Consider the following 25,496-nt stretch of genomic DNA (forward strand, 5'->3'; position numbering starts at 1 on the left):
GAAGAAGCTGAGTAGTTACAAAAAATTTATGTTTTATTTATTTTTCTTTACGCTATTTATTAATGCAATTAGCGTGCCAACTTTTTAAAACCACTAAAATCAGTGCTTTTTCGAGCATTTTCTTTGTGTGTTAACGCTTTCAATTAGTGTGTCGTCTAAAAAACACACAGTGTGTTATAAAACAACACGCTTTTAACACATAACTGTATGAAAATAGATTAGTGTTTAGTTGTCTAGTTATGTTTAATATGAAAAAACACTAAAAAAATTTTTTATCGTAGAAATCTAGTAAAAAACAACATTTTCTTGAGCTCAGTCTTCTATCTATTCTATTGTCCAAGCACACTCTACTAAATTACATAAAATAAAATAGAATAGAATAAAATAACACAATTCGAAAGGGGATTCCTATGCCAAAACATAGAAAACAAAGCAAAATAAAGATTTATAGAATAACAAGCTATAAAAAGGACAAGCGTTCTGAATTAGACTCTGATAAATTTGAACTAGAACAGCAGGACAAGCATGATACACAAGACAAACAAGATAAACAGGACAAACAGAATAAGCAAGATAAGCAAGTACAATCAGAAAATGTAATTATAGTACCTACAGATTCACACAGCTTAGATGTGTGGGATGAAATTTCTCTAAAAGAAATACAAGCTGGTGAACATACGAACCTATTTGAAGAAAAAAGTAATTATCAAAATATTAATTTAGTCCAAGTAAACGATGTTCGCTTATACTTGGACAAGCAACTACAATTTAGTTCCGTTGATGAGCAAATCTATCATGAAGCACTTGTACATCCAATTATGTCAAAAGTAATCGATCCAAAACGTGTTCTCATATTAGGTGGTGGCGATGGTCTTGCCTTACAAGAAGTTTTGAAATATGAAACTGTGCTACATGTAGACCTTGTTGATTTAGACGAGGCGATGATTAATATGGCACGTAATGTTCCAGAAATAGTATCTTTAAACAAAAATGCTTTTTTTGATAATCGCGTGAACGTGCACGTATGCGATGCAAAAGAATTTCTAAATTCACATTCATCTTTATACGATGTAATCATTATTGATTTTCCAGACCCAGCGACAGAGTTGTTAAGTACTTTATATACAAGCGAACTATTTGCTCGTATAGCTACATTCTTAACAGAAGATGGTGCTTTCGTCTGTCAATCTAATTCACCTGCTGATGCACCTCTAGTATATTGGAGTATCGGTAATACAATTGAACACGCTGGATTAACTGTAAAAAGCTATCATACAATCGTTCCTTCTTTCGGAACTGACTGGGGATTTCATCTTGCTACTAATTCTGCACATGTACTCGATCAAATTGAACAATTATATGTAGTACCAACTCCTCGAACATTGCCTACTCTTCTTTTTCCTTTATTTCAATTTAAAGAAGAACATCTAGAACAACGTAACCTCGCTCTTTTAAATTCAGAATCAAATCTTATCTTACATCAATGCTACAAACAGGAAATGAAGTTTTGACGATATTATAGTAAGGAGTGCTGCCTTATGGAATATTCTACTTTTGGCAAGCATATAATAGTAGATTTGTGGGGAGTGGATTTTTCCCTATTAGATGATATTCACTTTTTAGAATACCATTTAGTTAACGCTGCAGATTACTCTGGTGCCCATGTTTTAAACGTAAGTAAAAAAGAGTTCCAGCCATATGGTGTTACTGTATTAGTGCTATTATCAGAAAGCCATCTTTCCATTCACACTTACCCGGAACAAAATTTTGCAGCTATTGACTGTTATACTTGCGGTACAACCATTGAACCACAAATAGCGATTGATTATATCGTAAATATATTAAAACCGGAACGGATGCATATAAAAAGATTAATTCGTGGTATAGGAGAAATTGTTACTGCCGATTAATTATAACTCTTACTCATCCGAAAAAAGGAGGATTGTAAATACCATCAGTGGGATGAACATTCCACTGATGGTACAGGCACATACATAAAATGAAATTTTAATTAGTGAGAGTTTTACTGCCCGTTAATTCGAGATAAAAAAACCTTGCATAAGCAAGGTTCATTCATCCACCGACATCTTCCTATATAACTCTACAAACTCACTCGCTAATTCTTTCACCGTAATTGCATTCATTAAATGGTCTTGTGCGTGTACCATTAAAAGAGTAACTTCGGTCTTTTCACCACCAGCTTCTTTCTGGATAAGCTCCGTTTGTACACGGTGCGCCTCTTTTAATTCCTCTAGTGCTTCTTGTAATTTAGCTTCAGCTTCTGTAAACTCCCCACGCTTCGCACAATCAATTGCTTCCATTGAACAACTTCTCGCGTTTCCCCCATGCAAGATTAAATGAAAAGCTTTCGTCTCTATCGTATCCATTTTAGTTCTTTACTCCCCCTTTTCTTCCGCCAGTTTTTGTTTATCCCATATTTTTAAGAACGGTAAATAAATGAAGAATGCTAGCGCAAAGTTAACAAGTTGCAAAATAACACCTGAAATTTTCCCGCCCGATCCTAAATATCCACTAAAAAGAATAGGTGTCGTCCAAGGTACAGCGGCCCCACTCGGACGTGCGACCCATCCCCATTCCATTGCAAAGTAAGAAACAATTGTTAACACAACTGGAACTAATATAAATGGAATTAGTAAAAGTGGGTTCATCACAATCGGCATACCAAAAGTTACCATCTCATTAATATTAAATATACCAGGTGCAATTGACAATCTCCCTAAACTTTTTAATTGTTGACTTCGTGCAAATAGTAACATTCCGACAACTAAAGCAAGCGTTGCACCAGAACCGCCCATATAAATCCATAAGTCAAAAAACTGTGCCGTAATTGTATTTGGTACATCTTGCCCAGCTTGAAAAGCAACTCGGTTTTGATCCATTAAAGACAACCAAACGGGGCTCATTACACCACCAACAATAGTAGCACCATGAATTCCACACGACCAAAGAACATGAACAAGAATAACTGCTATTATTGCGCCCCAAAGACTAGCACCAAGTACACTAAGTGGTTCCTGTAAAATTTGTCCTACGATATTATGGATACTGCCAAAAGAAGTATTTTCTATAATTAAGCGTAAAATCCAAATAACTGTTACAACAATAAATCCTGGAACAAGTGCGGCAAATGAACGCGTGACAGCTGGTGGAACTGTCTCTGGCATCTTTATAATTATCTTTTTTTGTACAATAAACCGATAAAGTTCAGTAGATATAAGTGCGATAATCATTGCTACAAATAACCCTTGGCTTCCCATTAATGCAGCTGGGATAGCGCCTTCTACAAGTACACTTTCTTTTGTACTTGGTATAATATATGCAACTTGAAATGGCGTCGCAAGTAAAAACGTCACAAGCGACAATGCTCCGGATGCTAAAGCATCCACTTTATAATACTCTCCAAGCCTGTAAGCGATTCCAAAAACAGCTATTAAAGCCATTATATTAAAAGTTGCACTAACTGGATACCCTAAAGCTCTCTGCCAATTCTCACCAAACAACCCTGCCATAAACTCGTTATATCCGGGTATTGGCAGTGCACTAATAATGAGGAAAAACGATCCAATAATTAAGAAAGGCATCGTTAAAATAATTCCATCTCGAATTGCTTGTAAATGCCTCTGCTCTGCAACCTTCCCTGCTACTGGCATCACATACTTCTCTAAAAACCGTATCATCTATCCCACTCTCCTCATGGTTTCATTGACAACGCTGCTTGCAAGATAGCTTCTCCATTACAAAGTCCGTAATGAACGGATTGAATGACATCAACAGGTATCCCTTTATCCTTACATAATTCTTTCATTTTCGGTAATAAATAACGTACTTGCGGTCCAAGTAAAAGGACATCAGCTTTATCAATATGACTATTCACTTCAGAACCTGATACTGCCCAGATTTTCACTTCTATCCCTCTTGCCTCTGCTGCTTTCTCCATCTTTGTAACAATCAAACTGGAAGACATTCCCGCTGCACAGCAAAGTAAAATATTCATCCCGCTTCCCTCCCCTTTTTTTTCTACCTAAATTATGGTGCACTCCTTGCCACCACTAGGTTACAAATATATATGTCTAGATTTCCTGCTGTATGCCGAGCTTAAAAACAAAAATTTCTTGGTTTTCGCGCTATTCTATCTATCCGTATTCTCCTAGTAAAGAGAACTCTAACTCGCTATAATGATTCAGTATGACTTTTTTTAATTGATAGGAGGATATATTTATGAAGGCATATCGCTTTCCACTTATTTTATTATCTTCTATCCTAATTGGTGGTTTCATTGGTTATTTCATGGGTGCCGATGCAGTTGCTTTAAAGCCGCTTGGTGACATTTTCTTAAACTTAATGTTTACGATTGTTGTACCTCTAGTGTTCTTTAGCATCGCATCGTCTATTGCTAATATGGATGGATTAAAACGTTTCGGTAAAATTATGTCTAGTATGGCTGGGACTTTCTTATTTACAAGTATTTTAGCTGCTATTTTTATGATTATTGTTGTGAAAATATTCCCGCCAGCACAAGGTGTTGTACTAGAATTAACACAACCTGACAAAGCCGGCAAAGCTGTTAGTGTTGCAGATCAAATCGTCGGTATTTTAACAGTATCTGACTTCTCGAAGTTACTATCTCGTGAAAATATGTTAGCTCTTATTTTCTTCTCTATCTTAATGGGGATTGCAACTTCAGCAGTTGGCGAAAAAGGAAAGCCATTCGCTACATTCCTACAGGCTGGTGCAGAGATTTCAATGAAGGTTGTATCTTTCATTATGTACTACGCCCCAATCGGACTTGCTGCTTACTTTGCAGCATTAGTTGGCGAATTCGGACCACAACTTCTTGGAACTTACTTCCGAGCAGCAATGGTATACTATCCTGCTTCTCTCATTTATTTCTTTGTATTCTTCACATTCTATGCATACCTTGCAGGTCGCAAACAAGGTGTACAAGTATTTTGGAAGAACATGGTCTCTCCTACAGTTACATCACTTGCAACTTGTAGTAGTGCCGCAAGTATTCCAGCGAACTTAGAAGCAACGAAGAAAATGGGTATTTCTTCAGACGTTCGTGAAACAGTTGTCCTTCTTGGTTCTACACTTCATAAAGACGGCTCTGTTTTAGGTGGCGTATTAAAAATTGCTTTCTTATTCGGTATTTTCAACATGGAATTCGAAGGACCGAAAACATTAGCAATCGCACTTGTTGTTTCTCTATTAGTAGGAACAGTAATGGGTGCTATTCCAGGCGGCGGTATGATCGGTGAAATGTTAATCGTATCTCTATACGGTTTCCCGCCAGAAGCACTGCCAATTATCGCAGCAATTAGTACAATCATTGATCCACCTGCAACGATGTTAAACGTAACAGCAGATAACGCTTGTGCGGTAATGACAGCTCGCCTTGTAGAAGGTAAGAATTGGATCAAAAACAAATTTGCTTAATAGAAAGAGGATGCTCGTTTAGAGCATCCTCTTTTTGTCTTTATTTATTGATTAGTCGATACCACTCATTCTCTCTCGCCACAAATTTGTTAAAATCTTCACAAATATTCCACATCCATTATCCATTCTCCGTACTATAATCATGTATGGAAAAGGAGATGGAAACGATGACACAAAGCGCACCTGAATTTAAAGTTTTGCAAAGCATTGCATTTCTCGCTGTCGTTTTGCAAAGTTCCTTATTATATACAATGAATCAAGGAAATGTCTTACTTGAGCAATCCCTCATTATGGGCATGCTATTTAATCTTGCAAAATTCTCAGCACCAGCATTCATATTTATCGTTGGATTTCACTTAATTCGTCACTATACGAAGCAATTAGTATATAAAGAATATATTTCTGAAAAAGCGACACACTTACTCATTCCTTATTTCTTTTGGTCTATTCTTTACTTATTAACAACAAATGATCTTATTACATTACAAGGCGGAATAAAAAGTTTATTACTCGGAACAGCCGCGCCCCATCTTTGGTACGTTATTATGATGTTCCAAATTCACTTATTGTTCCCTTTACTATGCACACTTTTTTATTGGTTTCAAAAACGAACAGAAAATAAAAAAGACATATATAAATATATGACCTTTTTCGCTTGCCTATATTTTCTATTAATGTGGTTCTCTTCTCACTATATTTTTAATGGAGAAAAATTAACAAGTTCAACAATTTTACATTATACAGATCGATCATTTCTATTCTACTCATTCTATTTCGTTATGGGCGGCATCGCCGCTGTAGCACTAAAAACTTGGCGGCTATTCGTCATGAAACATATCCCGCTTATAACAATATTATTTTTCATCTTATTTTTATTCATCAATTATGAGTTGTTTAGTTTTTACGGAGCAAACTCTATTCATTTAACTGTTTCTACCTATTTAAAACCATCTATGTTTTTATATATCGTATGCGAAATTATCATACTGTATGTGTTATCTATTATGATAGTACAGCGTCGTGGTTTCTTATATAAAACGTTACGTTTCATTGGAAATTACACGTATGGTGCTTATTTAGCTCATTTATTCTTCTTGCAACTATGTACAAAACTTCTTTCCTTATTCACGCTGCAAGAAAATACTATATTATATACCCTATTACTATTTGTGTTAACGGCCATTATCTCTATTTCAACAATGGTCATTTGTAGCACAATACCATTTCATATTTGGATTACAGGGCCTTCTCCTACAACAAAGGTGAAATGGACGAAGGTTGTATTCCGAAAAAATCATAAAAAACTATTCAAGCCATATATTTGATATAATAATACGCATATAAAAAGAAAGCGAGAGACACCTATGATTAATCAAGTTGGACAAATTATGCTATATGTAAATAACCAAGACGAAACAGTACAATTTTGGACAGAAAAAGTAGGGTTCCAAATCATTGCGGAAGAAAATAACGGAAACGGATTCCGCTGGATTGAAATTGCACCGGCGAAAGAAGCAGGAACAAGCATCGTCCTTCACGATAAAGCGTTAATCGCGAAGATGCAACCTGAACTAAACCTAAATACACCTTCACTTATGTTCTTCTCAAATGACTTAGACCGTCTATATAAAGATCTTTCTGAGAAAAATGTCACAGTTGGACAGGTTGTAGATTTACCTACTGGTAGAGCATTCAACTTTGCTGATAATGAAAATAATTACTTTGCAGTAATGGAACGTAAATAAAAAATAAGCTATCCGAAAAAATCGGATAGCTTATTTCATCTTAAGAAACTTGTTCTACATTCGTTTCTCTATGCTGTATATGACTCGTAATCCAAGCAATTCCACCGGCAACAACGAGATAACATAACAATATTAAAATTTGCATTTGTAATTGCGACCAATCTCCTAAAGAAATAACATCTTGTAATCCTCTAAGAGAATGAGACATTGGGAGAAATTTTCCAATTTTACTAAGAACAGCTATATTTAATTCTCCTGGGAAAGTACCTCCGCTCGTCGCTAATTGCAGGACAAGAAGGGTTACCGCTAAGAACTTTCCAACAAGACCAAATACTGTTACTAGCATAAGAATAAATGTCATGAACGTAAAGGAAATAACAATACTTGATAAAACAAAAAGTGGCACACTTGCGACTTCTAATTTCATAACACCTAGCACAACTACATCTACGAGTAGCGCTTGAATAAGTCCAATTAAATATACCAATCCTAGTTTATTAATAAAATGTACCGTTCCGCTTACCTTCATATTTTGTCTGCGACCAAGCGGTAAAATATTCGATGCCATAATTCCGCCAACATAAAATGCAAGCGATAAGAAATATGGTGCAATACCTGAACCGTAATTAGGCACGTCAGAAACTGTTGACTTCACTAACTGAACTGGCTCTGAGAACATCGTATTGCGTGCATCATCATTACGAATATCCGCTATCTTCTCTGCGCCCTCTCCTAATTTCCTAGAAAGTTCTTTCGCACCATCATCAAGTTTAACAAGTCCGTTCGTTAACTGATCAGCACCATGATTCAGCTCTGTTCCGCCACTCGCGAGTTGATTTACACCTTCTTGTAATGATGTAAATCCAGCTCCCCATTTCGTAAATCCACTAGCTAAATTTGTAGCACCATCTGCTATTTTTTTCGTTCCAGCAGTAGCTTCATTTAACTTAACTCCGAATGTATTCATACCTTCTTCAACCTTATGCTGACCATTTGCAAGCTTCTGCGCACCTTGTGTTAATTGTTGTTGGCTATTATTTAAAATACTTGTTGCTTTAGCTAGTCCATCAGACGTAGCAACAATTTTTTGAAAAGCGGGATCTTGCTGCACTTCTGGATGATTTTTCACGTACTCTTCTAATTGTTGTTTTACACTATTTGCCGCATTGTCCGCTTTCGCTTGCCCTTCAGCAAGTTTTTCATTTCCATTCACCCATTCATTTGTACCAGCACTTAATTCACTAATTCCTGATTGTAACGTTTTTTCACCTTGTGCTAGTAATTCCATACCACTATGAAGTGATGTCGCTCCTTGACTCAGCTCATTTGCTCCCCCGGTTAAAGCAGATTGACTGGATGCAAGCTTGTCACTTCCTTCTTTCAATTTCGATGTCCCATTACTTAAACGATCAATACCATCCGCAAGCTGATTCGCTCCATTTCTTGCATCGGTCGTTCCTTCATGTAACTTCTCAGCACCATTACTTGCATCACTCAATCCTTGTGCCAAATCTTGAAACTTTGAAAAGACACCTTCTGTATAAGATTTCGTAATACTATTCGAGATTTTTGTTTTCATATTTTCAACAGCTGTCGTTCCAATTTGAGCTGCTACAAAGTTTTTACCTGGATTTACTTTGTACTGCAACTTTGCCGGCTCTGGTTTCTCATCCATAAGTGTACTTACCTTTTTAGAGAAATTCTCTGGAATCGTAACAACCATATAATATTTATCTTCTTTTAACCCTTCATCTGCATTTTTTTCTGATACGAAATGAAAAGCTAGTTCCTTATTCTCTTTTAAATTTTTAACAAAATCGTCTCCTGCATGAATTGTTTTTTCATCCATCATAGCACCCTTATCTAAGTTCACAACTGCAACAGGTAATTTATCTAATCTTCCGTACGGATCCCAATATCCAGCTAAAAAGAATCCTGAATAAATTAACGGAACGATTAATAAAAAAATTAAAGCGATACGTCCATGTTTATGGTGCCACATCGCTTTCCAATCTTTAAATATAAGTTGAATTCCCTTCATGAAACATACTCCTTCTCCGAATTTAACACCATTAGAATGTTTTAACAGATTTACTATACACGTCACTTTCCATACTGTATAATACATCTTTAATTATCAATTCATTCCTTTTGGTCTATAGAAAGGAGATTCGAAATGGAACTGCTCCAGTTAAAATACTTTCAGACAGTTGCACGACTAGAACATATGACAAAGGCAGCTGAAGAATTGCATATCGCGCAACCTTCACTCAGCAAAACAATCGCTAGACTCGAAAAGGATTTAGGCGTCCCTTTATTTGATCGCCAAGGCCGACAGATTACTTTAAATTCTTTCGGAAAAGTATTTTTAAAACGAGTAGAGCGTATTTTTCATGAATTAAGTGAAGGGGAACGAGAAATTAAAGATTTAGCCGAATTACAACAAAGCTCTATTACACTGGCCGTTTCTATTCCGAGAATATTACCAGAACTACTTGGCTCTTTTTTAATAGAACATCCTAACGTTCGATTTCAACAATTTCTTGCATCTACTCCTTCTATGAAACGACAACTAGATAATATAGAAATTGACTTTTGTATCTCCTCTGTGCCAATTGAAGGTGAGGAGATTGTTTGGGAACCACTTATTACAGAAGAAATTTTCTTAGTCGTCCCTTCAGGCCACCGTTTATCCGGCCGAGAAAATATCCACCTGCATGAAGTAAAAGACGAACCGTTTATTAGTATGAACACTGGCTACGGATTTCGGCACTTAACGGATGAATTTTGTAAAGAAGCTGGTTTCACTCCGCATATTGCTTTTGAAGTCGATGAACCGACCGTGATTAGCGACCTCATTAAGCAAGGTCTCGGCATCGCTTTTGTTCCAAGTTTAACTTTATTAAAAAACTCCACTTTAGCATCAAGCAAGTTACGTATTATTGAACCCACTTGTCAGCGAACCATCGGATTAAGTTGGTCAAAAAAACGCTACTTATCAAAAACAGCTCGGCAATTCCGTGAATTCGTGATTGACTACTTCTCTAATATTAGGACGTAAAATTATATGAACAAATAAAAGGTGCCACCCTCATATGGTGGCACCTTTTATTGTTCACTCTTTTTTAATTCTATTTCAGCTAAAAGTGGTAGTACGTTATCAAAAATATGCGTATTATTATTTTCACCTGTTACATATCCACCGTAATATCTACTAAATACGTTGTCATTTCGGAATGTGGCCATATAATCATACAATTCCTTCGCAAACTTTGTATCACCTGTTTGTAGTACGTACAAAATCGTTAGTCCGTACGCGGCCGGCGATTCATAATTCACAGTTTGTTTTCCCGTTTCTAAATTGTAACGACCGTATAGCTTTCCATCCTCCTGGAACTTCTTCTTTATAAATTCCAAATAAGCAGCTGATGAAAGACCACCTAAACTTCGATGATATGCAACGTATGATTGGTCAATAAGATTCACTTCTTTATCGTACGTAAATGTACCATCTTCTTTATACTCTTTTGGGAATGCCCAGCCATGCCTTGGATAATCTGCTAAAAATTGAACGACTTCCTGATATTGCTGAGCAGAAACTTTGCCGTACTTCTTCATATAGGAGAATGCACGCGGATTTATGTATGATGTTGTTACAAAATTATTTTGTTTTCCTGCATCTGCATCATAATAATCAACATAATAATTATCTTTTTTATTATAACGAAGTACAGCATCACTTAATTGATCGGCAAGGTTTTTATAACGCTCTTCCTTATACATTTCATAAGCACGATATAATTGTTCTATAATACGAAGATCATCTATAAGTGCATTTGTAGCTGACTGCCTCTCTCCCTTTTCAGAGAGTTTCCATAAAACGATATGATTCTTATATATGAAATTATCTTGAATAACCTTTACTTGCTCATCAAATAACGCCTGATCATCTTTATCAAGTGTATACTGTAACCATAATCCCGCCGATTCTGATAAAGCTTCACGTCCCTTAGCTTCACCCGTACCTGCCTTAGTATCTACTAAACGATACGTGGCAAGTGTTCCATTGTCATTCACCATATGTCTTAAAATAAAATTTTCTGTACGGTTTCCTTGTAAAGCTGACCAAAATACAATTCCACCTAAAGCGATTAAGAAGATAACTCCAATCCCTATATATAAACGTTTCCGCAATCTTTTCACCTCCCTAGTAAGGCTAACCTTAATTTTATCAGAACATACATAAATTTAAAAAAGACAATCTATTAGATTGTCTCCCGCATTTCTATCCCCCGCAAACCTCTTTAGAAGGTTTATATAGCGATTGTACAAGTCGATCATATTCACGACGTGTAATTTCTTTATTATATAGCTTCAATAATAAATCTCTATGCTCTTTTGAAAATGCCATCTTTTTAATGACTTCAGGATACATAAAACACCCTCTCCATTTCACATAAACTTCTTGATTCCGAAAAACAGAACTTATGTTCGCATAAAAGATTATAAAAGATTCCTGAGCAAAAAACAAACAAAACATGACCAACTATTTATTTCTTTCTATTCAAAATATTACAACATTATATTATCATATTCACTTTTTAAATACATATATATTTTTGGTAGTTTTTTTGAATAAATCTTCCAATTCAATCAGAAAATAATGGCAAAAAAGAAGAGGAGTTTACATATGGATACGGTAACATTAGCAAGAGCATTTTTTGGTTCTTCATTAGCATTCCACATTATCTTTGCAACACTTGGGGTCGGTCTTTCATTGATGATTTTTATAAGCGAAATACTCTATCACTGGAAGAAAGACTCCGACTATGCCATTATGGCGAAAAGATGGACAAAGGCGTTTGCTATTCTTCTCGGTGTAGCAATTCCAACTGGAACAATTGTTGGTGTGCAAATCTCACTTCTTTGGCCTGGTTTCGCCAAAATTGTTGGGCAAGTTATTTCTGTTCCCTTCCAAATTGAGATTTTTGCCTTCTTTTTGGAGGCTTTATTCATGTCGATTTACGTATATGCAGCTGATAAACTTCCTCCATTTATGAGATTAATCTCGCTATTTTTCGTCATGCTTGGTGCCACGGCATCCGCCGTGCTCATTACATCAGCAAATACATGGATGAATACACCAGCAGGCTTTTCAATGAATCCAGATGGATCTGTTTTTAACGTTGATCCTTGGAAAGCTTTCTTTAATCCGAGTTTTGGCACAAGTGCATTCCATGTCGTTATTACGGCTTATGCAACTGGTGCGGCTGTCATTGCTTCTATCGCTGGATTTAAATTATTGAAGAAAAATTTAAGTACACGTGAAATTGCTTATCATAAAAAGGGGCTACTATTAGGGCTTGTCGTGACATTTATTACAGGCGCTACGATGTGGCTTTCAGGGCACGAATCGGCAATCGCCCTACATAAACACTCACCTGAAAAACTTGCATCTGCTGAAGCTTTATTTGAAACGACATCACACGCACCGCTATCCATTGGCGGGGTTGTGGATCCTAATACACTTGAACTAAACTATGCACTTGAAATCCCAAACATGCTTAGCTTATTAGTGGGACTAGACCCTAGCACTGTCGTAAAAGGTCTAAATGAATTCCCACAAGAAACATGGCCACCATTTTATACACATACACTATTCAACTTAATGGTCGGCACCGCTGCGTTTACCTTTGCAGTTGCAGCAATTGCACTCTTATATTGGTACTTCGTTTACCGAAAAAAGGGAACAGAACTACCGAAGTGGCTACTTTGGGGGGCTGCCGCATGCGGACCAATTATGATGCTCGGTATTGAATTCGGATGGATTTTCAGTTGTAGCGGTCGTCAACCATGGACAATTTATGGTATGCAACGTACCGTCGATGCATCTACACGCGCCGATTTCGTCGGTCCTTTATTTGTTTTGTTCATCATTTTATATATTGGACTCGCTATTTTAACAGTCATTGTTCTACGGACATTCTTTAGAAGACATCCATTAAAGAATGATTTACAACACCAAGGAGGCGATTCTCATGCATGAGGAAAGTATTGCAATCATCATCTTATGGGCCCTTATTTTCGTATACAGTATATTAGGGTCCATCGATTTTGGAGCTGGTTTTTGGGGCATGGTATACGCCAAACATCCAACTCTCGCTGCCAAACTTGCGAATCGGTACTTATCACCCACTTGGGAAGTAACAAATACGTTTCTTGTTTTCGTCGTTGTCGCATTTCTCGGCTTCTTTCCGAAAGCGGCCTTTACTCTTGCGACAGTAATGTTCGTACCAGTTATGTTAATTTTAGTGCTCGTTGCAGTACGTAGTACGTTTATGGTATTTGCTTACTCCTTACCAAAATATCAGTACCTTCTTCGGGTTATTTCAGGTATTACTGGTCTCTTAATTCCAGCACTATTAATTACCGTTTTACCCGTTACAGAGGGAGCCTATATTACAATGTCTGAAGGAAAAGAAGTACTCCTGTATGGAAAACTTCTTTCTAGCCCGGTTATCTACTGTTATATGCTCTTCGGACTAACGTCTGAACTATTTCTCTCCTCTCTCTTTCTTGCTGATTTTGCGAGAGAACAAAGTTCAGAAGATACGTATAGAATTTATAGAAGAAATGCTATCATTCTTGGTCCTGCAACGCTCGTTACAGCAATCATCGCCCTCGTTGTAATGGACCCAGAAACACATTGGCTTATGCAAGGATTAATAAAGCAATTCCCGTGGTTTACAGTTTCTATTGTTTTATTCGTTATCGGATACTCGTCCCTTTGGTGGACAAACAAAAAATACAATACACTAGGATACCCTCGCATTGCCGTTTTAGCTGTCGTCGCTCAATATGCATTTGCCAGCTACGCTTACGGCGTCGCGCATTTACCTTATATTATTTATCCTGACGTAACTGTATTTACAAGCTTTACAACGAAAGAAACGTTCTATGCACTGCTCATTCTATACGCAATTGGGATTGCAATTTTATTACCAGGATTTATTTTCTTCTGGAATTTATTCTTGAAGGATCGTACTTTTTTGAAGGAAAAATAATATAGTCTTGGAGTCTGTCCCAAAAGGCATTTTGGAATAGACTCCTTTTGTCATGTTTTGTTGATAAGTCGATATATTTTAAAAATCGCCAATATATCTCCATAATTGCCCATATAAATTTCATTTACTATTTTACTGCCCCAATAATTTATAGACTCCTCTCATAATAGTTATTTCACTATTCGTGACACTTGTCCTTTAGCATGAAAAACACATATTCGGTTCATCTCGTTATACGTCTAGTTCTTCTTATTTTTTGCTGAATATACTACCAATATAAACTTGAGACAAGCTACATCTGTTCAAGGGAAAATAGAAAGGTAGGCAAAATATGAGCATTGAAATATGGATTACTATTATTGTATTCTTCTTAACGATGATTGTTATCTTTTGGCGGCCTCGCGGTTTAAATGAGGCGTGGCCAGCAGCAATCGGAGCTGGTATCATCATAATTACTGGACTTGTATCAAAACCAGACGTCATGGATATTATAAGTAAAATTGGCGGTGCTTCCATAACAATATTAGCGACCATCGTCATGGCAGTTATATTAGAAAGCTTCGGCTTCTTCCATTGGTCCGCAGCGAAACTAGCAAATCTAGCAAAGGGTTCTGGACGCCGTCTATACTGGTATATTCAATTATTATGTTTTCTTATGACTCTTTTATTTAATAACGACGGTAGTATTCTAATTACAACTCCCATTTTAATTCTTCTTCTAAAAAACCTTCAATTAAAACCACATCAACAAATTCCTTATTTATTAAGTGGCGCTTTAATCGCTACTGCATCTAGTGCACCAATTGGTGTAAGTAATATCGTAAACTTAATTGCATTAAATATCGTTAATATGACTCTTTATATGCATACTGCTATGATGTTTGTACCTGCAACATTAGGCTTATTATTTATGTCATGGCTCATGTATACAGTTTTGAAGAAAAAACTTCCGAAAAAATTACCTGTTTCTTCATATAATATTGAAGAAATTTTCTTCACGAAAAACTTCCATCCACTAAAAGGAAATAATTCTGTTGATACGAAACAAAAACGTACAAGATTCATGTTAAAAGTATTAGGTTTCGTCTTCCTGATGCGCTGTCTTCTATTCGTTGCATCCTTCTTATCCATCCCAATTGAAATCGTTGCAGTACTTGGTTCACTCGTTCTTCTCATTTGGAGATGGTACTACTTACGAACAAACCCTGTCGACATTTTGAAAAAGACACCGTGGCACATTTTAATTTTTGCCTTCTCTATGTACGTCATTATTTACGGACTCCACAACGCAGGATTAACAGCTGCACTTGTACAATGGCTCGAGCCAATTGTGAATCAGCATCTACTCTATGCTAGCTTTGCAATGGGCGGACTTGTATCCATCCTCTCTAACGTCTTCAATAACCATCCTGCCCTTATGATTGGTACAATCACATTAACAGAAATGGGACTAGATCCAGTCACATTAAAAACAATCTATCTTGCAAACATCATTGGTAGTGACATCGGTTCACTATTACTACCAATTGGTACACTAGCTTCACTCATTTGGATGTATATTCTGAAACAAAACAAAATTAAAGTAAAATGGAAAGACTATTTAAGTGTATCCCTTATCGTTATCCCGCTCACAACAGTCGTCACACTATTCCTCTTATTCTACTGGGTACATCTCTTCTTTGCCTTATAATCAACAGAAGCCCCATTTGCTACCGTCTTAGCAAATGGGGCTTCTTCTATAATAAAGTTAGGTACTACAGTGTGATCAATCAAGTAAAGAGGTGTAACATATTATTGATATAAATGACTACCAGCTTCTTTAAATTCTTCTGCTTTCTCTTTCATTCCTTTTTCAATTGCTTCTGTCGTTTCTAAATCATTTTCTTTTGCATACTCACGAATATCATGCGAAATTCTCATACTACAAAACTTCGGTCCACACATTGAACAGAAGTGAGCTGTCTTTGCCCCTTCTGCAGGCAACGTTTCATCATGATATTCCATCGCACGTTCAGGATCTAAAGATAAATTAAATTGATCGCGCCAACGGAATTCGAAGCGTGCTTTTGAAAGTGCATCATCACGCTGATGAGCCGTTTTATGTCCTTTCGCAAGATCAGCCGCATGCGCTGCAATTTTATACGTAATAACACCCGTGCGTACATCATCTTTGTTTGGCAAACCTAAATGTTCTTTCGGCGTTACATAACACAGCATCGCCGTTCCAAACCAACCGATCATCGCAGCTCCAATTGCCGATGTAATATGGTCATAACCTGGTGCAATATCTGTCGTTAGTGGCCCAAGTGTATAAAACGGCGCGCCCTGACAAATATCAAGCTCTTTCTCCATATTCTCTTTAATTAAATGCATCGGTACATGCCCAGGCCCTTCAATCATAACTTGCACATCATGTTTCCAAGCAATCTTCGTTAATTCACCAAGTGTTTCAAGCTCAGAAAACTGTGCTTCGTCATTTGCATCTGCAATCGAACCTGGACGTAATCCATCTCCAAGAGAGAACGAAACATCGTACTGCTTCATAATTTCACAAATCTCTTCAAAGTGAGTATATAGGAAATTTTCTTTATGATGGAATAGACACCACTGCGCCATAATCGAACCACCGCGCGAAACGATACCTGTCGTACGCTTTGCCGTGATTGGAATGTAACGAAGCAATACACCAGCGTGAATCGTAAAGTAATCAACGCCTTGCTCCGCCTGCTCAATTAACGTATCACGATATACTTCCCACGTTAAATCTTCTGCAATTCCGTTTACTTTTTCCAGCGCTTGATAGATCGGTACAGTTCCAACTGGTACAGGCGCGTTACGAATAATCCACTCACGCGTCGTATGAATATTTTTACCTGTAGATAAATCCATAATCGTATCTGCACCCCAGCGAGTAGCCCACGTCATCTTCTCTACTTCTTCTGCAATCGAAGAAGATACAGCTGAGTTTCCGATATTCGCGTTTACCTTCACATGGAAGTTACGCCCGATGATCATCGGTTCAGCTTCTGGATGATTAATATTCGCTGGTAAAATAGCGCGGCCTTCTGCGATTTCCTTACGAACAAACTCCGGCTCTACCCCTTCACGAATCGCAACATATTCCATCTCAGAAGTAATAATGCCATTACGTGCATAGTGCATTTGCGTAACGTTTGCACCTTGCTTTGCTCTAAGTGGCTTGCGATCCATCTGCGGGAAAACAGGTGTATGTTTCGAAGCCACTTTCACACCGTCATCCTCTGGTTTCACTTCACGCCCTTCATATGCCTCTACATCCCCGCGCTCCATAATCCAAGAATGGCGCGGCGTTGGAATCCCCTTTTCTAACTCCACTTTATACTCAGGATCCGTATAAGGGCCGCTCGTATCATACACACGAATTGGCGGATTTGGAACGCCATTCGTTCCGCTTTGTTCAATCTCACGCATCGGTACTTTCATGCCTTCTCGTGGCCCATCCACATATACTTTCTTACTCCCTGGTAAACTCGATTTCAATTCAATTTGCTCAGCTGAAACAGATTGTTTCATAATTTTTGTTGCCCCCCTGTACGTGACAAGGACGAGATATGGCCAGCGTATGCCAAAATAAAAAGAGCCAGGTCCATAAAAAAATAAGGACCTGGCTCATAAAAGACATCATTATGTAAAGCCGTTAACTTCCCTACGCTGGTACGAGCCAGATCAGGTCCAAAGGGTTAAGAAGTTCACGCGCTTCTCTCTCAGCCTACGCATACGTTAGGCACCCCTAGTTTATCACTGATTTAATTTTCAATACTTTCCCATCATACACCATAATCTGAAAAATTCAAAGCTTATTTCTTTTGCTCTTTACGGAATCATCCAAGTTAAATAATACGCCTGCACATACGTCATAATACCAACAATAATTACGAAGAATAAGCTATGCTTCACTGTAAAACGGAACAAATCCGATTCTTTTCCAGCAAGACCAACCGCTGCACAAGCGATCGCAATCGACTGCGGGGAAATCATTTTACCTGTTACACCGCCTGTTGTATTTGCTGCAACGAGAAGCACTTCAGATACGCCGACTTGCTGCGCTGTAATGGCTTGTAAATTTGAGAACAGTGCATTCGCAGACGTATCAGACCCTGTTAGGAATACGCCAATCCAGCCTAAGAATGGTGAGAAGAACGGGAATAGGCCGCCAGTTCCGGCTAATGCTAACGCTAACGTGGAAGATAGACCAGAATAGTTTGCGATAAATGCAAACCCTAGTACGAATCCGATAGATAGAATTGGCATTTTTAATTCGCTTAACGTTTCTTTAAATGTCACTACTGCATCTTTTACATTCATTTTCAAAATAAACATGGAAATGATACACGCAATTAAAATCGCTGTTCCGGTTGCCGATAATACATCAAACTTCAAAATTGCCTCGTAAGGCGTTGGTTTATTTACAATTGGCTCTGCTTTCATTACTAGATTATGCAGACCTGGAATTTCAAACTTAAATACAAGACTTTCTAAAGCCCCTCCTGGAGTGAATAATGCCTTAAAGAAACTTTGGCTCCAAATGACTACCATAACCGTTAATACGATAAATGGGGACCATGCCTTCACTACTTTTCCAAACGTTAATTTCGGCATCGATGCTACTGTCGTTGTTGCTGCTACTTCACTATTTGCTTGCCCGGATTGATAAGTTTCTTTCGGCTGCCAAACTTTTAAGAACAGCGCTAAACTAATTAAACTTACAAGTGCCGATGTAATATCCGGAAGTTCTGGTCCTAAAAATGTCGCTGTAATGAACTGCGTAATCGCAAATGAACTACCCGCTACAAATAACGCAGGCCACGTTTGTCGTATCCCCTTAAATCCATCCATTAAAAATACGATAAAGAATGGCACAAATAATGATAGGAACGGTAATTGATGCCCAGCCATTTGTCCAATTTTATGTGGATCAATACCTGTTACTTGTCCAGCAACTGTAATTGGAATTCCCATCGCTCCGAACGCCACTGGTGCAGTATTTGCAATCAAACAAAGACCTGCTGCGTATAAAGGATTTAACCCAAGCCCCGCAAGAAGTGCTGCTGTAATCGCTACTGGTGCCCCAAATCCTGCCGCTCCTTCTAAAAATGCTCCAAATGAAAATCCAATTAAAATAACGAGTAGACGATGATCGTTCGTAATCGATAATACCGATGCACGAATCACATCGAATTGACCTGTTTTCACAGAAATTTTATATAAAAATACCGACATAATGATAATCCAAGCAATTGGCCATAATCCGTATAAGAAACCATATCCGGTCGCTGCCATTGCCATCGTGAACGGCATTTTATAAGCGAATAACGCTACTAAAACTGTAAGTACAACTGTAATAAATCCTGCCACATACCCTTTCATGCGGAAAACTGCTAAAGCTAAGAAAAAAAAGATAATCGGAATAAGTGCTACCGCTGCCGAAATCCAAATGTTTCCGAATGGATCATAAACTTGTGTCCATGTGTTCATTGTTCTCTCCCCCTAAAGAATCCCCTTTTAAATAGAATAACCTCATCAATAGACTATCAGGTCATCATACCTTTAAGTCTAAAATAAAAAAACGTTTAAGAAAACGTTTTCAACAACTTTCATTTATACTGTACCATAACAATTTCCATTAAAAAAGATTTTTTTGAAAATTTTATCATTTAACGAAAAAATCTTACAAAATCGTCATGTTCCTGTAATGTTCATCGATAGAAAGCTTGCAAAATTTATTGCATAATAATAGTATAACAACGGACATTATTTATGAGGTGATATATATGAATGGAAACAAAATATTAGCTGCTTTATCGTACTTTAGTGTACTATTTGCCCCTATCTTATTCCCAATTATCGTTTGGATTGTGGGGGACGCTGAAACAAAGCCACATGCAAAACGTGCTCTATGGACACACATCATTCCAAGTATTGCTACATTTATCGGCGTAGCCATTTTAGGAATTATGGGCATGGGATCTGACCAAGCAGATGTAACACTTGGAATTGGATCAATGATTGTCTTAGCTATTTGCGGAATCATCAGCTTATACTACTTCATCTGGAACATTGTAAAAGGAATTAAAGTACTGAAAGCTTAATTTTAAACAAACGTTTGTTTAAAAAAGGACCCTTGCAAATTGCAAGGGTCCTTTTCCTAATTCGTTCACTTTATCTTCTGCGTTTCTTCTTTTTTCTCATCATTTTCTTTCGGCGCGTATTCACTTTATCCGCTATAATGTGAAGCGTACTTGCCACAACAATTCCCATTAAGAACGTTACAATTTCAACCTCATGTTTCTTCGCAATTTCTATTAAATTACCATCCAGTGCGATTACATTTAATAGAAATAAAAATGGAGAAAAGACGATTAACATGTACGCAATACGAATCACATCACCAAGTATAATCGTATGCGTAAAGAAAGATCGATGCGGCATTACTTTTTTATAAGGATACCAAAATATACGTAAGAAACCCCATTTGTTATAAGCATTACTGTACGTATCTAAATCTGGTGTTAAAAATGAAGTACCTACTAAAAAACCAATTGCAAAAGTTAATAAAAAATCAAAATTTGTTAATCCATACGAAAAGAGAAAAAACAAAACAACCGGAAGGGATATTAAGTTTATTTTCGTATGTGTTCTTCCTGATGGCATAATGCACTTCCTCGCTTACGTTCGTCCTGTCACCTTATGACAGGTTTCACCTATTGACCTAATTTCTGATCGATAAATGTTGTGTCTATATCCGAACCAAACCATTCTGCCAACTTCACTCGTGCCTTATCTTTCACATCTTCATTGACGTATAACGACACCTGTATTAGTGCGGCCGTTAACGCCCCTAAATCATCCGTATAGCCAATTCCAGCAATGAAATCTGGAATCGCATCAATCGGTGCAATAAAATAAGCAAGTGCTCCAATTACAATAATTTTCACTCGTTTTGGAACATCGGGTCTTTGCAAAACGTAAAACAGTAATAAACTTGCATAAATGACCGACTGCCCAGCTTGCTTTGCAACATGTTTTACTTTCTTCCAAAACGCTTCAACTGAAAATTTTTGTTTCATGTAAAAAGCCTCCCTATTTTTAAAAAGAAATAAGCTACAATATGTTATCAGTAAAAGTTCATGGAAATTACACAAAACCTATCAATGAACTTTTATTGTAACAAACAAACTAAAAAAGAACAAGTGTTCGTTAATTTTTACACGATTTCCTTCATATAATAGATTTCTAGATAACCCTTACCCATCTTCGTTTCTTATTTCTCAACAAAGAAAATTTTCACTTCTACTTAACATTCTGCTCTACCTTTGTTATATTTTCTAGTTGACGGACATATAAACGAATGTTAAAGTTTTCTCTGGTAGTGACAAATCTTATACAAAAAATGTAAAATGTTATAGTGTTTCTCAGAAATGAATTTTGTTGTATAATACAGAAATGACGTTATGCTTATGAGCAACAAAAGAAACCAAAAGGGTATGCATAGTTATAGTCGTATATGGGTGAATATAGAACCTTTAATTATGGCCAAGAAAACTATGTATTTTTTATTTTAGCATTTTTCGCTCCAAAATCGACCAAGCCTGATAGAGAAAGGGTGGAAATGAATGAAAGAAACCTTGAAATCACAATTTCAAAATGTGCGTTTCACTGTATTCGTAGCTTTAGCCTTATGGCTGAAAACTTACCTTATTACACGCACAAGCTTTGACTTAAAACTTGAATCTTTCATGCAAGAATTCATTTTATTCCTTAGCCCATTAGCAGCATCATTACTGCTTGTTGGTCTTGCATTATTTGCAAAAGGGAAAAAACGTAACTATATAGCACTTGGAATTAATTTTGTCTTAACAATCGTTCTTGTTGGTAACGTAATGTTCTACGGATTCTACAATGACTTCGTTACATTACCGGTGCTAGGACAAACATCTAACTTCGGAAGTTTAGGTTCTAGTGTGAAAGAATTATTTAACTACAAAATTATCCTTGCATTTGCAGACATTATCGTTTTCTTCGTTCTATTAAAGAAAATGAAGAACTTTGCACCTACAGAGCGTGTAGCACGCCCGATGCGTTCTCTATACTTCGTATCAACAGTTGCTATTTTCTTCGCAAACTTAGGACTTGCAGAAGCTGAACGCCCAGAACTATTAACACGTTCATTTGACCGCGTTATGCTTGTTAAAAACTTAGGATTATATGTACACCAAGTATACGATCTTGGCTTACAAGCAAAATCAAGTTCACAAAAAGCGTTCGCTGACGGTAGTAAATTACAAGAAACAGAAAACTACGTAAAAACAACACAAAGTAAACCAGATCCAAATATGTTCGGTACTGCAAAAGGGAAAAACGTAATTGTTGTCTCTCTTGAGTCATTACAAACATTCTTAATTGGTGCAACAGTTAACGGACAAGAAGTTACACCATTCTTAAACCAATTTACGAAAGAAAGTTATTACTTTGATAACTTCTTCCATCAAACTGGTCAAGGTAAAACATCTGATGCTGAATTCCTAGTAGATACTTCGTTATATCCACTAGACCGCGGTGCTGTATTCTTCACACACGGTAACAATGAATATACAGCAACTCCAGAAATTTTACGTCAGCAAGGGTATCACACGTCGGTATTCCACGCAAACAACGCAACATTCTGGAACCGTAACATTATGTATCCAGCACTTGGTTATGATCGTTACTACAACGAACTTGACTACAAGATTACGCCAGAAACAAAATTAAATTGGGGATTAAAAGATATCGAGTACTTCGATCAATCTATTGATATGTTAAAACAAGTGAAGCAACCATTCTATACTCGCTTCCTTACTTTAACGAATCATTACCCATTCACTTACGATGACAGTACAAAATTAATCGACGAATACAATTCTGGTGATGGAGTATTTGACCGTTACATGGTAACTGCTCGTTACTTAGACGAAGCAATGAAACACTTTATTGAGCGTCTAAAAGCAGAAGGTATTTACGACAACTCAGTAATCGTATTCTACGGTGACCACTACGGTATTTCTGAAAACCATAACCGTGCAATGGCACAGTTCTTAGGAAAAGAAGAAATCACTGCATTTGACCATATGAACTTACAAAAAACACCGATGTTTATTCACGTTCCAGGTCAAAAAGAAGGTAAAACAATTTCGAAACCAACTGGTGAAATTGACATTAAACCAACTATTCTAAACTTACTTGGTGTAGATTCTACAAATGACGTTCGATTCGGTCATGATGTATTCTCACCTGATAATAAAGGATTCGTTGTTCTTCGTGACGGTAGCTTCGTTACAGATAAATACATGTACACAAACAGTACATTCTATGACCGTGCTACTGGCGAAGTTGTACAATTACCGAAAGAAGAATCTCAACCACTAATTGATCGCGCCCAAAATGAATTGAACATGTCTGATAAAATCATTGAAGGTGACTTACTTCGCTTCTCTGAAAGTAATAAGATCAAAACTGGTGAAGTAAAAACAGTTATTAAAGAAGAAAAGAAGAGTGCTGAGTAATCTCAGCCTCTTTTTTTATTTTCTTCCATACAACTACTTATATTCATTAACTTTAAAATTACATAACCTTTACCAAATATTCACATAGTGTTAATGAAAAATCTCTATAATAAAATATGTAAACGAGGTTCTACATATTTCTTATCTCTCATCTTTCGTAAGATCCCTTAAAGAAGTGTGTAAATCTTTTGTTTCTACTTTCTTATAATTGTCTTTCAACATGTTTTGTTTCCATACACAAAACATTCAACGAGACAATGTCCCTATGAAAGATAGCTACCCTCCTTGTGCAGCATTCCATAAGAATGTTGCTTTTTTTTATTTAAAAGCAGGATTCTCATTCTTATTTTCGAATTTGTATATACAAAATGCTGTAAAGTGAAACTTTAATCAGCCCTCACCAATCGGGCAGCTACGGGCAGTTATTCGCCCAATTCACTTCTTTGCTCCACCCGAATTTTTAAGTAGGAGTTTTACTGCCCGTTAATGCGGGGTAAACCATCCTTACTTCTCTATGATTTACAAATACATATACGGTCATATGTAGAGAATTGCTTACATAAAAATTACTATAGTGATTTTTATCTCGCATGAATGAAAGTTTCACGTTACTTACGTACTTACGAAAGGATGGGACGGAAATTGGCATACGAAAAATTTGTACTTTGGAATGATGAAGTTATTGATACAACAAAACAACAAACGTACATAGAACTTGAAGAGAGAGGTTCGCAGTTCGGAGATGGTGTCTACGAGGTTATTCGCCTATATAAAGGGAACTTTCACTTATTAGATCCGCACATAACGAGATTATATCGATCCATGGAAGAAGTAGAATTATCGCTCCCTTTCTCAAAAGCTGAGCTCATCACTTTACTTTACAAATTAATTGAACGAAACCATTTCCACGAAGATGGCACAATTTATTTGCAAGTATCTCGTGGTGTACAAGCTCGCACACATGTATTTTCATATGACACCCCTCCGACAATTTATGCCTATATTACAAAAAAAGAAAGACCAGCCTTATGGATTGAATATGGTATACGCGCTATATCAGAACCCGATACTCGATGGCTACGCTGTGACATTAAATCATTAAATTTATTACCAAACGTACTAGCTGCTACGAAAGCTGAACGAAAAGGCTGTAAAGAGGCACTTCTCGTAAGGAATGGTATTGTAACGGAAGGAAGCCATTCCAACTTCTTTTTAATTAAAAACGGAACTCTTTACACACATCCAGCCAATCACCTTATTTTAAATGGCATTATTCGTCAATATGTCCTTTCTTTAGCGAATACTCTTCACATTCCTGTACAGGAAGAACTTTTCAGCGTTCGTGACGTTTATCAAGCAGATGAATGCTTTTTTACAGGCACAACAATTGAAATTTTACCAATGACCCACCTTGATGGAACCGCGATTCAAGATGGGCAAGTTGGACCTATCACCAAAAAACTGCAAAAATCTTTTAATAAAATCTTGTTACAATCCAATATGTCATCTTCTTAAACACGAATAATTTCTGTCCTTTTATATTCAATATATGCATTTAAATGGAAATCAAGGTGGAAATTTATACCTTGATTTTTTCTTGTAATCTTTTTGTCATATTCAGATTCCCACATAAGCCTTGACAGTAATCG

The 25,496-nt window shown here is 36.9% G+C and carries 22 protein-coding genes and 1 riboswitch; of the genes, 12 read left to right on the plus strand and 10 right to left on the minus strand.

The window, feature by feature from the left end; all coding sequences use genetic code 11:
• The first annotated feature begins 410 nt into the window (after positions 1–410).
• Positions 411–1,511 (plus strand): polyamine aminopropyltransferase, encoded by a 1,101-nt coding sequence (locus tag MHH55_RS26745; RefSeq protein WP_078186988.1) that lies wholly within the window; start codon positions 411–413, stop codon positions 1,509–1,511.
• 27 nt (positions 1,512–1,538) lie between these two features.
• Complete coding sequence (speD, locus tag MHH55_RS26750; RefSeq protein ID WP_078186987.1) at positions 1,539–1,910, plus strand: adenosylmethionine decarboxylase; 372 nt, start codon at positions 1,539–1,541, stop codon at positions 1,908–1,910.
• A gap of 159 nt (positions 1,911–2,069) precedes the next feature.
• Here the strand turns inward: speD and MHH55_RS26755 are convergent, their stop codons facing one another.
• From MHH55_RS26755 to MHH55_RS26765, 3 genes are read right to left on the minus strand one after another with little or no spacing between them, the layout of a single operon-like run.
• Positions 2,070–2,387: a PTS lactose/cellobiose transporter subunit IIA gene (locus MHH55_RS26755; protein ID WP_000379645.1), complete on the minus strand. Its 318-nt coding sequence runs from the start codon at positions 2,385–2,387 to the stop codon at positions 2,070–2,072.
• A 9-nt stretch (positions 2,388–2,396) separates the two neighbouring features.
• Complete coding sequence (celB, locus tag MHH55_RS26760; protein WP_000617789.1) at positions 2,397–3,698, minus strand: PTS cellobiose transporter subunit IIC; 1,302 nt, start codon at positions 3,696–3,698, stop codon at positions 2,397–2,399.
• 14 nt (positions 3,699–3,712) lie between these two features.
• Positions 3,713–4,015 (minus strand): PTS sugar transporter subunit IIB, encoded by a 303-nt coding sequence (locus MHH55_RS26765; protein WP_001023543.1) that lies wholly within the window; start codon positions 4,013–4,015, stop codon positions 3,713–3,715.
• Between the two features lie 224 nt (positions 4,016–4,239).
• Here MHH55_RS26765 and MHH55_RS26770 point away from each other — a divergent pair, with 224 nt between their 5' ends.
• From MHH55_RS26770 to MHH55_RS26780, 3 genes are all read left to right on the plus strand, one after another.
• Positions 4,240–5,457: a dicarboxylate/amino acid:cation symporter gene (locus tag MHH55_RS26770; protein ID WP_000649362.1), complete on the plus strand. Its 1,218-nt coding sequence runs from the start codon at positions 4,240–4,242 to the stop codon at positions 5,455–5,457.
• Positions 5,458–5,624: 167 nt separating this feature from the next.
• A complete protein-coding gene (locus tag MHH55_RS26775) occupies positions 5,625–6,782 on the plus strand; it encodes an acyltransferase (protein WP_078186986.1) in 1,158 nt (385 codons plus the stop codon).
• A 39-nt stretch (positions 6,783–6,821) separates the two neighbouring features.
• Positions 6,822–7,202: a VOC family protein gene (locus tag MHH55_RS26780; RefSeq protein WP_000610162.1), complete on the plus strand. Its 381-nt coding sequence runs from the start codon at positions 6,822–6,824 to the stop codon at positions 7,200–7,202.
• A gap of 40 nt (positions 7,203–7,242) precedes the next feature.
• On the opposite strand, the gene MHH55_RS26785 is transcribed toward MHH55_RS26780, so the two are convergent.
• Positions 7,243–9,243, minus strand: coding sequence for a YhgE/Pip family protein (locus MHH55_RS26785; protein WP_078186985.1), 2,001 nt, complete (start codon positions 9,241–9,243; stop codon positions 7,243–7,245).
• A 135-nt stretch (positions 9,244–9,378) separates the two neighbouring features.
• Here MHH55_RS26785 and MHH55_RS26790 point away from each other — a divergent pair, with 135 nt between their 5' ends.
• Positions 9,379–10,263, plus strand: coding sequence for a LysR family transcriptional regulator (locus tag MHH55_RS26790; protein WP_016125703.1), 885 nt, complete (start codon positions 9,379–9,381; stop codon positions 10,261–10,263).
• A gap of 47 nt (positions 10,264–10,310) precedes the next feature.
• Here the strand turns inward: MHH55_RS26790 and MHH55_RS26795 are convergent, their stop codons facing one another.
• Both MHH55_RS26795 and MHH55_RS26800 read right to left on the minus strand, forming a co-directional pair.
• Positions 10,311–11,396 (minus strand): transcriptional regulator, encoded by a 1,086-nt coding sequence (locus tag MHH55_RS26795; RefSeq protein WP_139362467.1) that lies wholly within the window; start codon positions 11,394–11,396, stop codon positions 10,311–10,313.
• A 91-nt stretch (positions 11,397–11,487) separates the two neighbouring features.
• The gene (locus MHH55_RS26800; RefSeq protein ID WP_000283180.1) at positions 11,488–11,637 is read right to left on the minus strand and encodes a hypothetical protein; all 150 of its coding nucleotides are present in this window, start codon (positions 11,635–11,637) and stop codon (positions 11,488–11,490) included.
• A gap of 255 nt (positions 11,638–11,892) precedes the next feature.
• On the opposite strand from MHH55_RS26800, the gene cydA reads away from it, so the two are divergent.
• From cydA to MHH55_RS26815, 3 genes are all read left to right on the plus strand, one after another.
• Positions 11,893–13,248, plus strand: coding sequence for a cytochrome ubiquinol oxidase subunit I (gene cydA / locus MHH55_RS26805; protein WP_000381985.1), 1,356 nt, complete (start codon positions 11,893–11,895; stop codon positions 13,246–13,248).
• Positions 13,241–14,266, plus strand: coding sequence for a cytochrome d ubiquinol oxidase subunit II (locus MHH55_RS26810; protein ID WP_000544186.1), 1,026 nt, complete (start codon positions 13,241–13,243; stop codon positions 14,264–14,266). Before cydA ends, MHH55_RS26810 begins: the two co-directional genes overlap by 8 nt.
• A 331-nt stretch (positions 14,267–14,597) precedes the next feature.
• Positions 14,598–15,956, plus strand: a complete 1,359-nt coding sequence (locus MHH55_RS26815; RefSeq protein WP_078186983.1) for an arsenic transporter — start codon at positions 14,598–14,600, stop codon at positions 15,954–15,956.
• 101 nt (positions 15,957–16,057) lie between these two features.
• Here MHH55_RS26815 and thiC read toward each other — a convergent pair whose 3' ends face one another.
• Positions 16,058–17,818: a phosphomethylpyrimidine synthase ThiC gene (gene thiC / locus MHH55_RS26820; RefSeq protein ID WP_078186982.1), complete on the minus strand. Its 1,761-nt coding sequence runs from the start codon at positions 17,816–17,818 to the stop codon at positions 16,058–16,060.
• Positions 17,819–17,931: 113 nt separating this feature from the next.
• Positions 17,932–18,047: riboswitch (TPP riboswitch) on the minus strand.
• Positions 18,048–18,118: 71 nt separating this feature from the next.
• Positions 18,119–19,780, minus strand: a complete 1,662-nt coding sequence (gene lldP / locus MHH55_RS26825; protein WP_078186981.1) for an L-lactate permease — start codon at positions 19,778–19,780, stop codon at positions 18,119–18,121.
• 296 nt (positions 19,781–20,076) lie between these two features.
• Between lldP and MHH55_RS26830 the strand changes: the two genes are divergently transcribed.
• Complete coding sequence (locus MHH55_RS26830; RefSeq protein WP_001014096.1) at positions 20,077–20,394, plus strand: DUF4870 domain-containing protein; 318 nt, start codon at positions 20,077–20,079, stop codon at positions 20,392–20,394.
• Positions 20,395–20,464: 70 nt separating this feature from the next.
• On the opposite strand, the gene MHH55_RS26835 is transcribed toward MHH55_RS26830, so the two are convergent.
• Both MHH55_RS26835 and MHH55_RS26840 read right to left on the minus strand, forming a co-directional pair.
• Positions 20,465–20,956, minus strand: a complete 492-nt coding sequence (locus MHH55_RS26835; protein ID WP_001139056.1) for a metal-binding protein — start codon at positions 20,954–20,956, stop codon at positions 20,465–20,467.
• 50 nt (positions 20,957–21,006) lie between these two features.
• On the minus strand, positions 21,007–21,372 hold the full coding sequence (locus MHH55_RS26840; protein ID WP_000810369.1) for a YkvA family protein: 366 nt from the start codon (positions 21,370–21,372) through the stop codon (positions 21,007–21,009).
• Between the two features lie 546 nt (positions 21,373–21,918).
• Between MHH55_RS26840 and MHH55_RS26845 the strand changes: the two genes are divergently transcribed.
• Both MHH55_RS26845 and MHH55_RS26850 read left to right on the plus strand, forming a co-directional pair.
• Complete coding sequence (locus MHH55_RS26845; RefSeq protein WP_000665358.1) at positions 21,919–23,847, plus strand: LTA synthase family protein; 1,929 nt, start codon at positions 21,919–21,921, stop codon at positions 23,845–23,847.
• 630 nt (positions 23,848–24,477) lie between these two features.
• Complete coding sequence (locus tag MHH55_RS26850; RefSeq protein ID WP_078186980.1) at positions 24,478–25,362, plus strand: D-amino-acid transaminase; 885 nt, start codon at positions 24,478–24,480, stop codon at positions 25,360–25,362.
• Positions 25,363–25,496 lie beyond the last annotated feature (134 nt).

This window comes from Bacillus sp. FSL K6-2944 (genome assembly GCF_038005385.1).
Taxonomy (GTDB): domain Bacteria; phylum Bacillota; class Bacilli; order Bacillales; family Bacillaceae_G; genus Bacillus_A; species Bacillus_A cereus.

What these genes read in the sequence shown, in the direction of transcription:
- MHH55_RS26755 (WP_000379645.1), bottom strand. Translation starts at nt 2,387, where the DNA reads ATGGATACGATAGAGACGAAAGCTTTTCATTTAATCTTGCATGGGGGA.
- MHH55_RS26770 (WP_000649362.1), top strand. Translation starts at nt 4,240, where the DNA reads ATGAAGGCATATCGCTTTCCACTTATTTTATTATCTTCTATCCTAATT.
- celB (WP_000617789.1), bottom strand. Translation starts at nt 3,698, where the DNA reads ATGATACGGTTTTTAGAGAAGTATGTGATGCCAGTAGCAGGGAAGGTT.
- MHH55_RS26850 (WP_078186980.1), top strand. Translation starts at nt 24,478, where the DNA reads ATGGGACGGAAATTGGCATACGAAAAATTTGTACTTTGGAATGATGAA.
- cydA (WP_000381985.1), top strand. Translation starts at nt 11,893, where the DNA reads ATGGATACGGTAACATTAGCAAGAGCATTTTTTGGTTCTTCATTAGCA.
- lldP (WP_078186981.1), bottom strand. Translation starts at nt 19,780, where the DNA reads ATGAACACATGGACACAAGTTTATGATCCATTCGGAAACATTTGGATT.
- MHH55_RS26830 (WP_001014096.1), top strand. Translation starts at nt 20,077, where the DNA reads ATGAATGGAAACAAAATATTAGCTGCTTTATCGTACTTTAGTGTACTA.
- MHH55_RS26840 (WP_000810369.1), bottom strand. Translation starts at nt 21,372, where the DNA reads ATGAAACAAAAATTTTCAGTTGAAGCGTTTTGGAAGAAAGTAAAACAT.
- MHH55_RS26835 (WP_001139056.1), bottom strand. Translation starts at nt 20,956, where the DNA reads ATGCCATCAGGAAGAACACATACGAAAATAAACTTAATATCCCTTCCG.
- MHH55_RS26845 (WP_000665358.1), top strand. Translation starts at nt 21,919, where the DNA reads ATGAAAGAAACCTTGAAATCACAATTTCAAAATGTGCGTTTCACTGTA.
- MHH55_RS26785 (WP_078186985.1), bottom strand. Translation starts at nt 9,243, where the DNA reads ATGAAGGGAATTCAACTTATATTTAAAGATTGGAAAGCGATGTGGCAC.
- MHH55_RS26780 (WP_000610162.1), top strand. Translation starts at nt 6,822, where the DNA reads ATGATTAATCAAGTTGGACAAATTATGCTATATGTAAATAACCAAGAC.
- MHH55_RS26790 (WP_016125703.1), top strand. Translation starts at nt 9,379, where the DNA reads ATGGAACTGCTCCAGTTAAAATACTTTCAGACAGTTGCACGACTAGAA.
- MHH55_RS26815 (WP_078186983.1), top strand. Translation starts at nt 14,598, where the DNA reads ATGAGCATTGAAATATGGATTACTATTATTGTATTCTTCTTAACGATG.
- MHH55_RS26745 (WP_078186988.1), top strand. Translation starts at nt 411, where the DNA reads ATGCCAAAACATAGAAAACAAAGCAAAATAAAGATTTATAGAATAACA.
- MHH55_RS26800 (WP_000283180.1), bottom strand. Translation starts at nt 11,637, where the DNA reads ATGTATCCTGAAGTCATTAAAAAGATGGCATTTTCAAAAGAGCATAGA.
- MHH55_RS26775 (WP_078186986.1), top strand. Translation starts at nt 5,625, where the DNA reads ATGACACAAAGCGCACCTGAATTTAAAGTTTTGCAAAGCATTGCATTT.
- MHH55_RS26810 (WP_000544186.1), top strand. Translation starts at nt 13,241, where the DNA reads ATGCATGAGGAAAGTATTGCAATCATCATCTTATGGGCCCTTATTTTC.
- speD (WP_078186987.1), top strand. Translation starts at nt 1,539, where the DNA reads ATGGAATATTCTACTTTTGGCAAGCATATAATAGTAGATTTGTGGGGA.
- thiC (WP_078186982.1), bottom strand. Translation starts at nt 17,818, where the DNA reads ATGAAACAATCTGTTTCAGCTGAGCAAATTGAATTGAAATCGAGTTTA.
- MHH55_RS26765 (WP_001023543.1), bottom strand. Translation starts at nt 4,015, where the DNA reads ATGAATATTTTACTTTGCTGTGCAGCGGGAATGTCTTCCAGTTTGATT.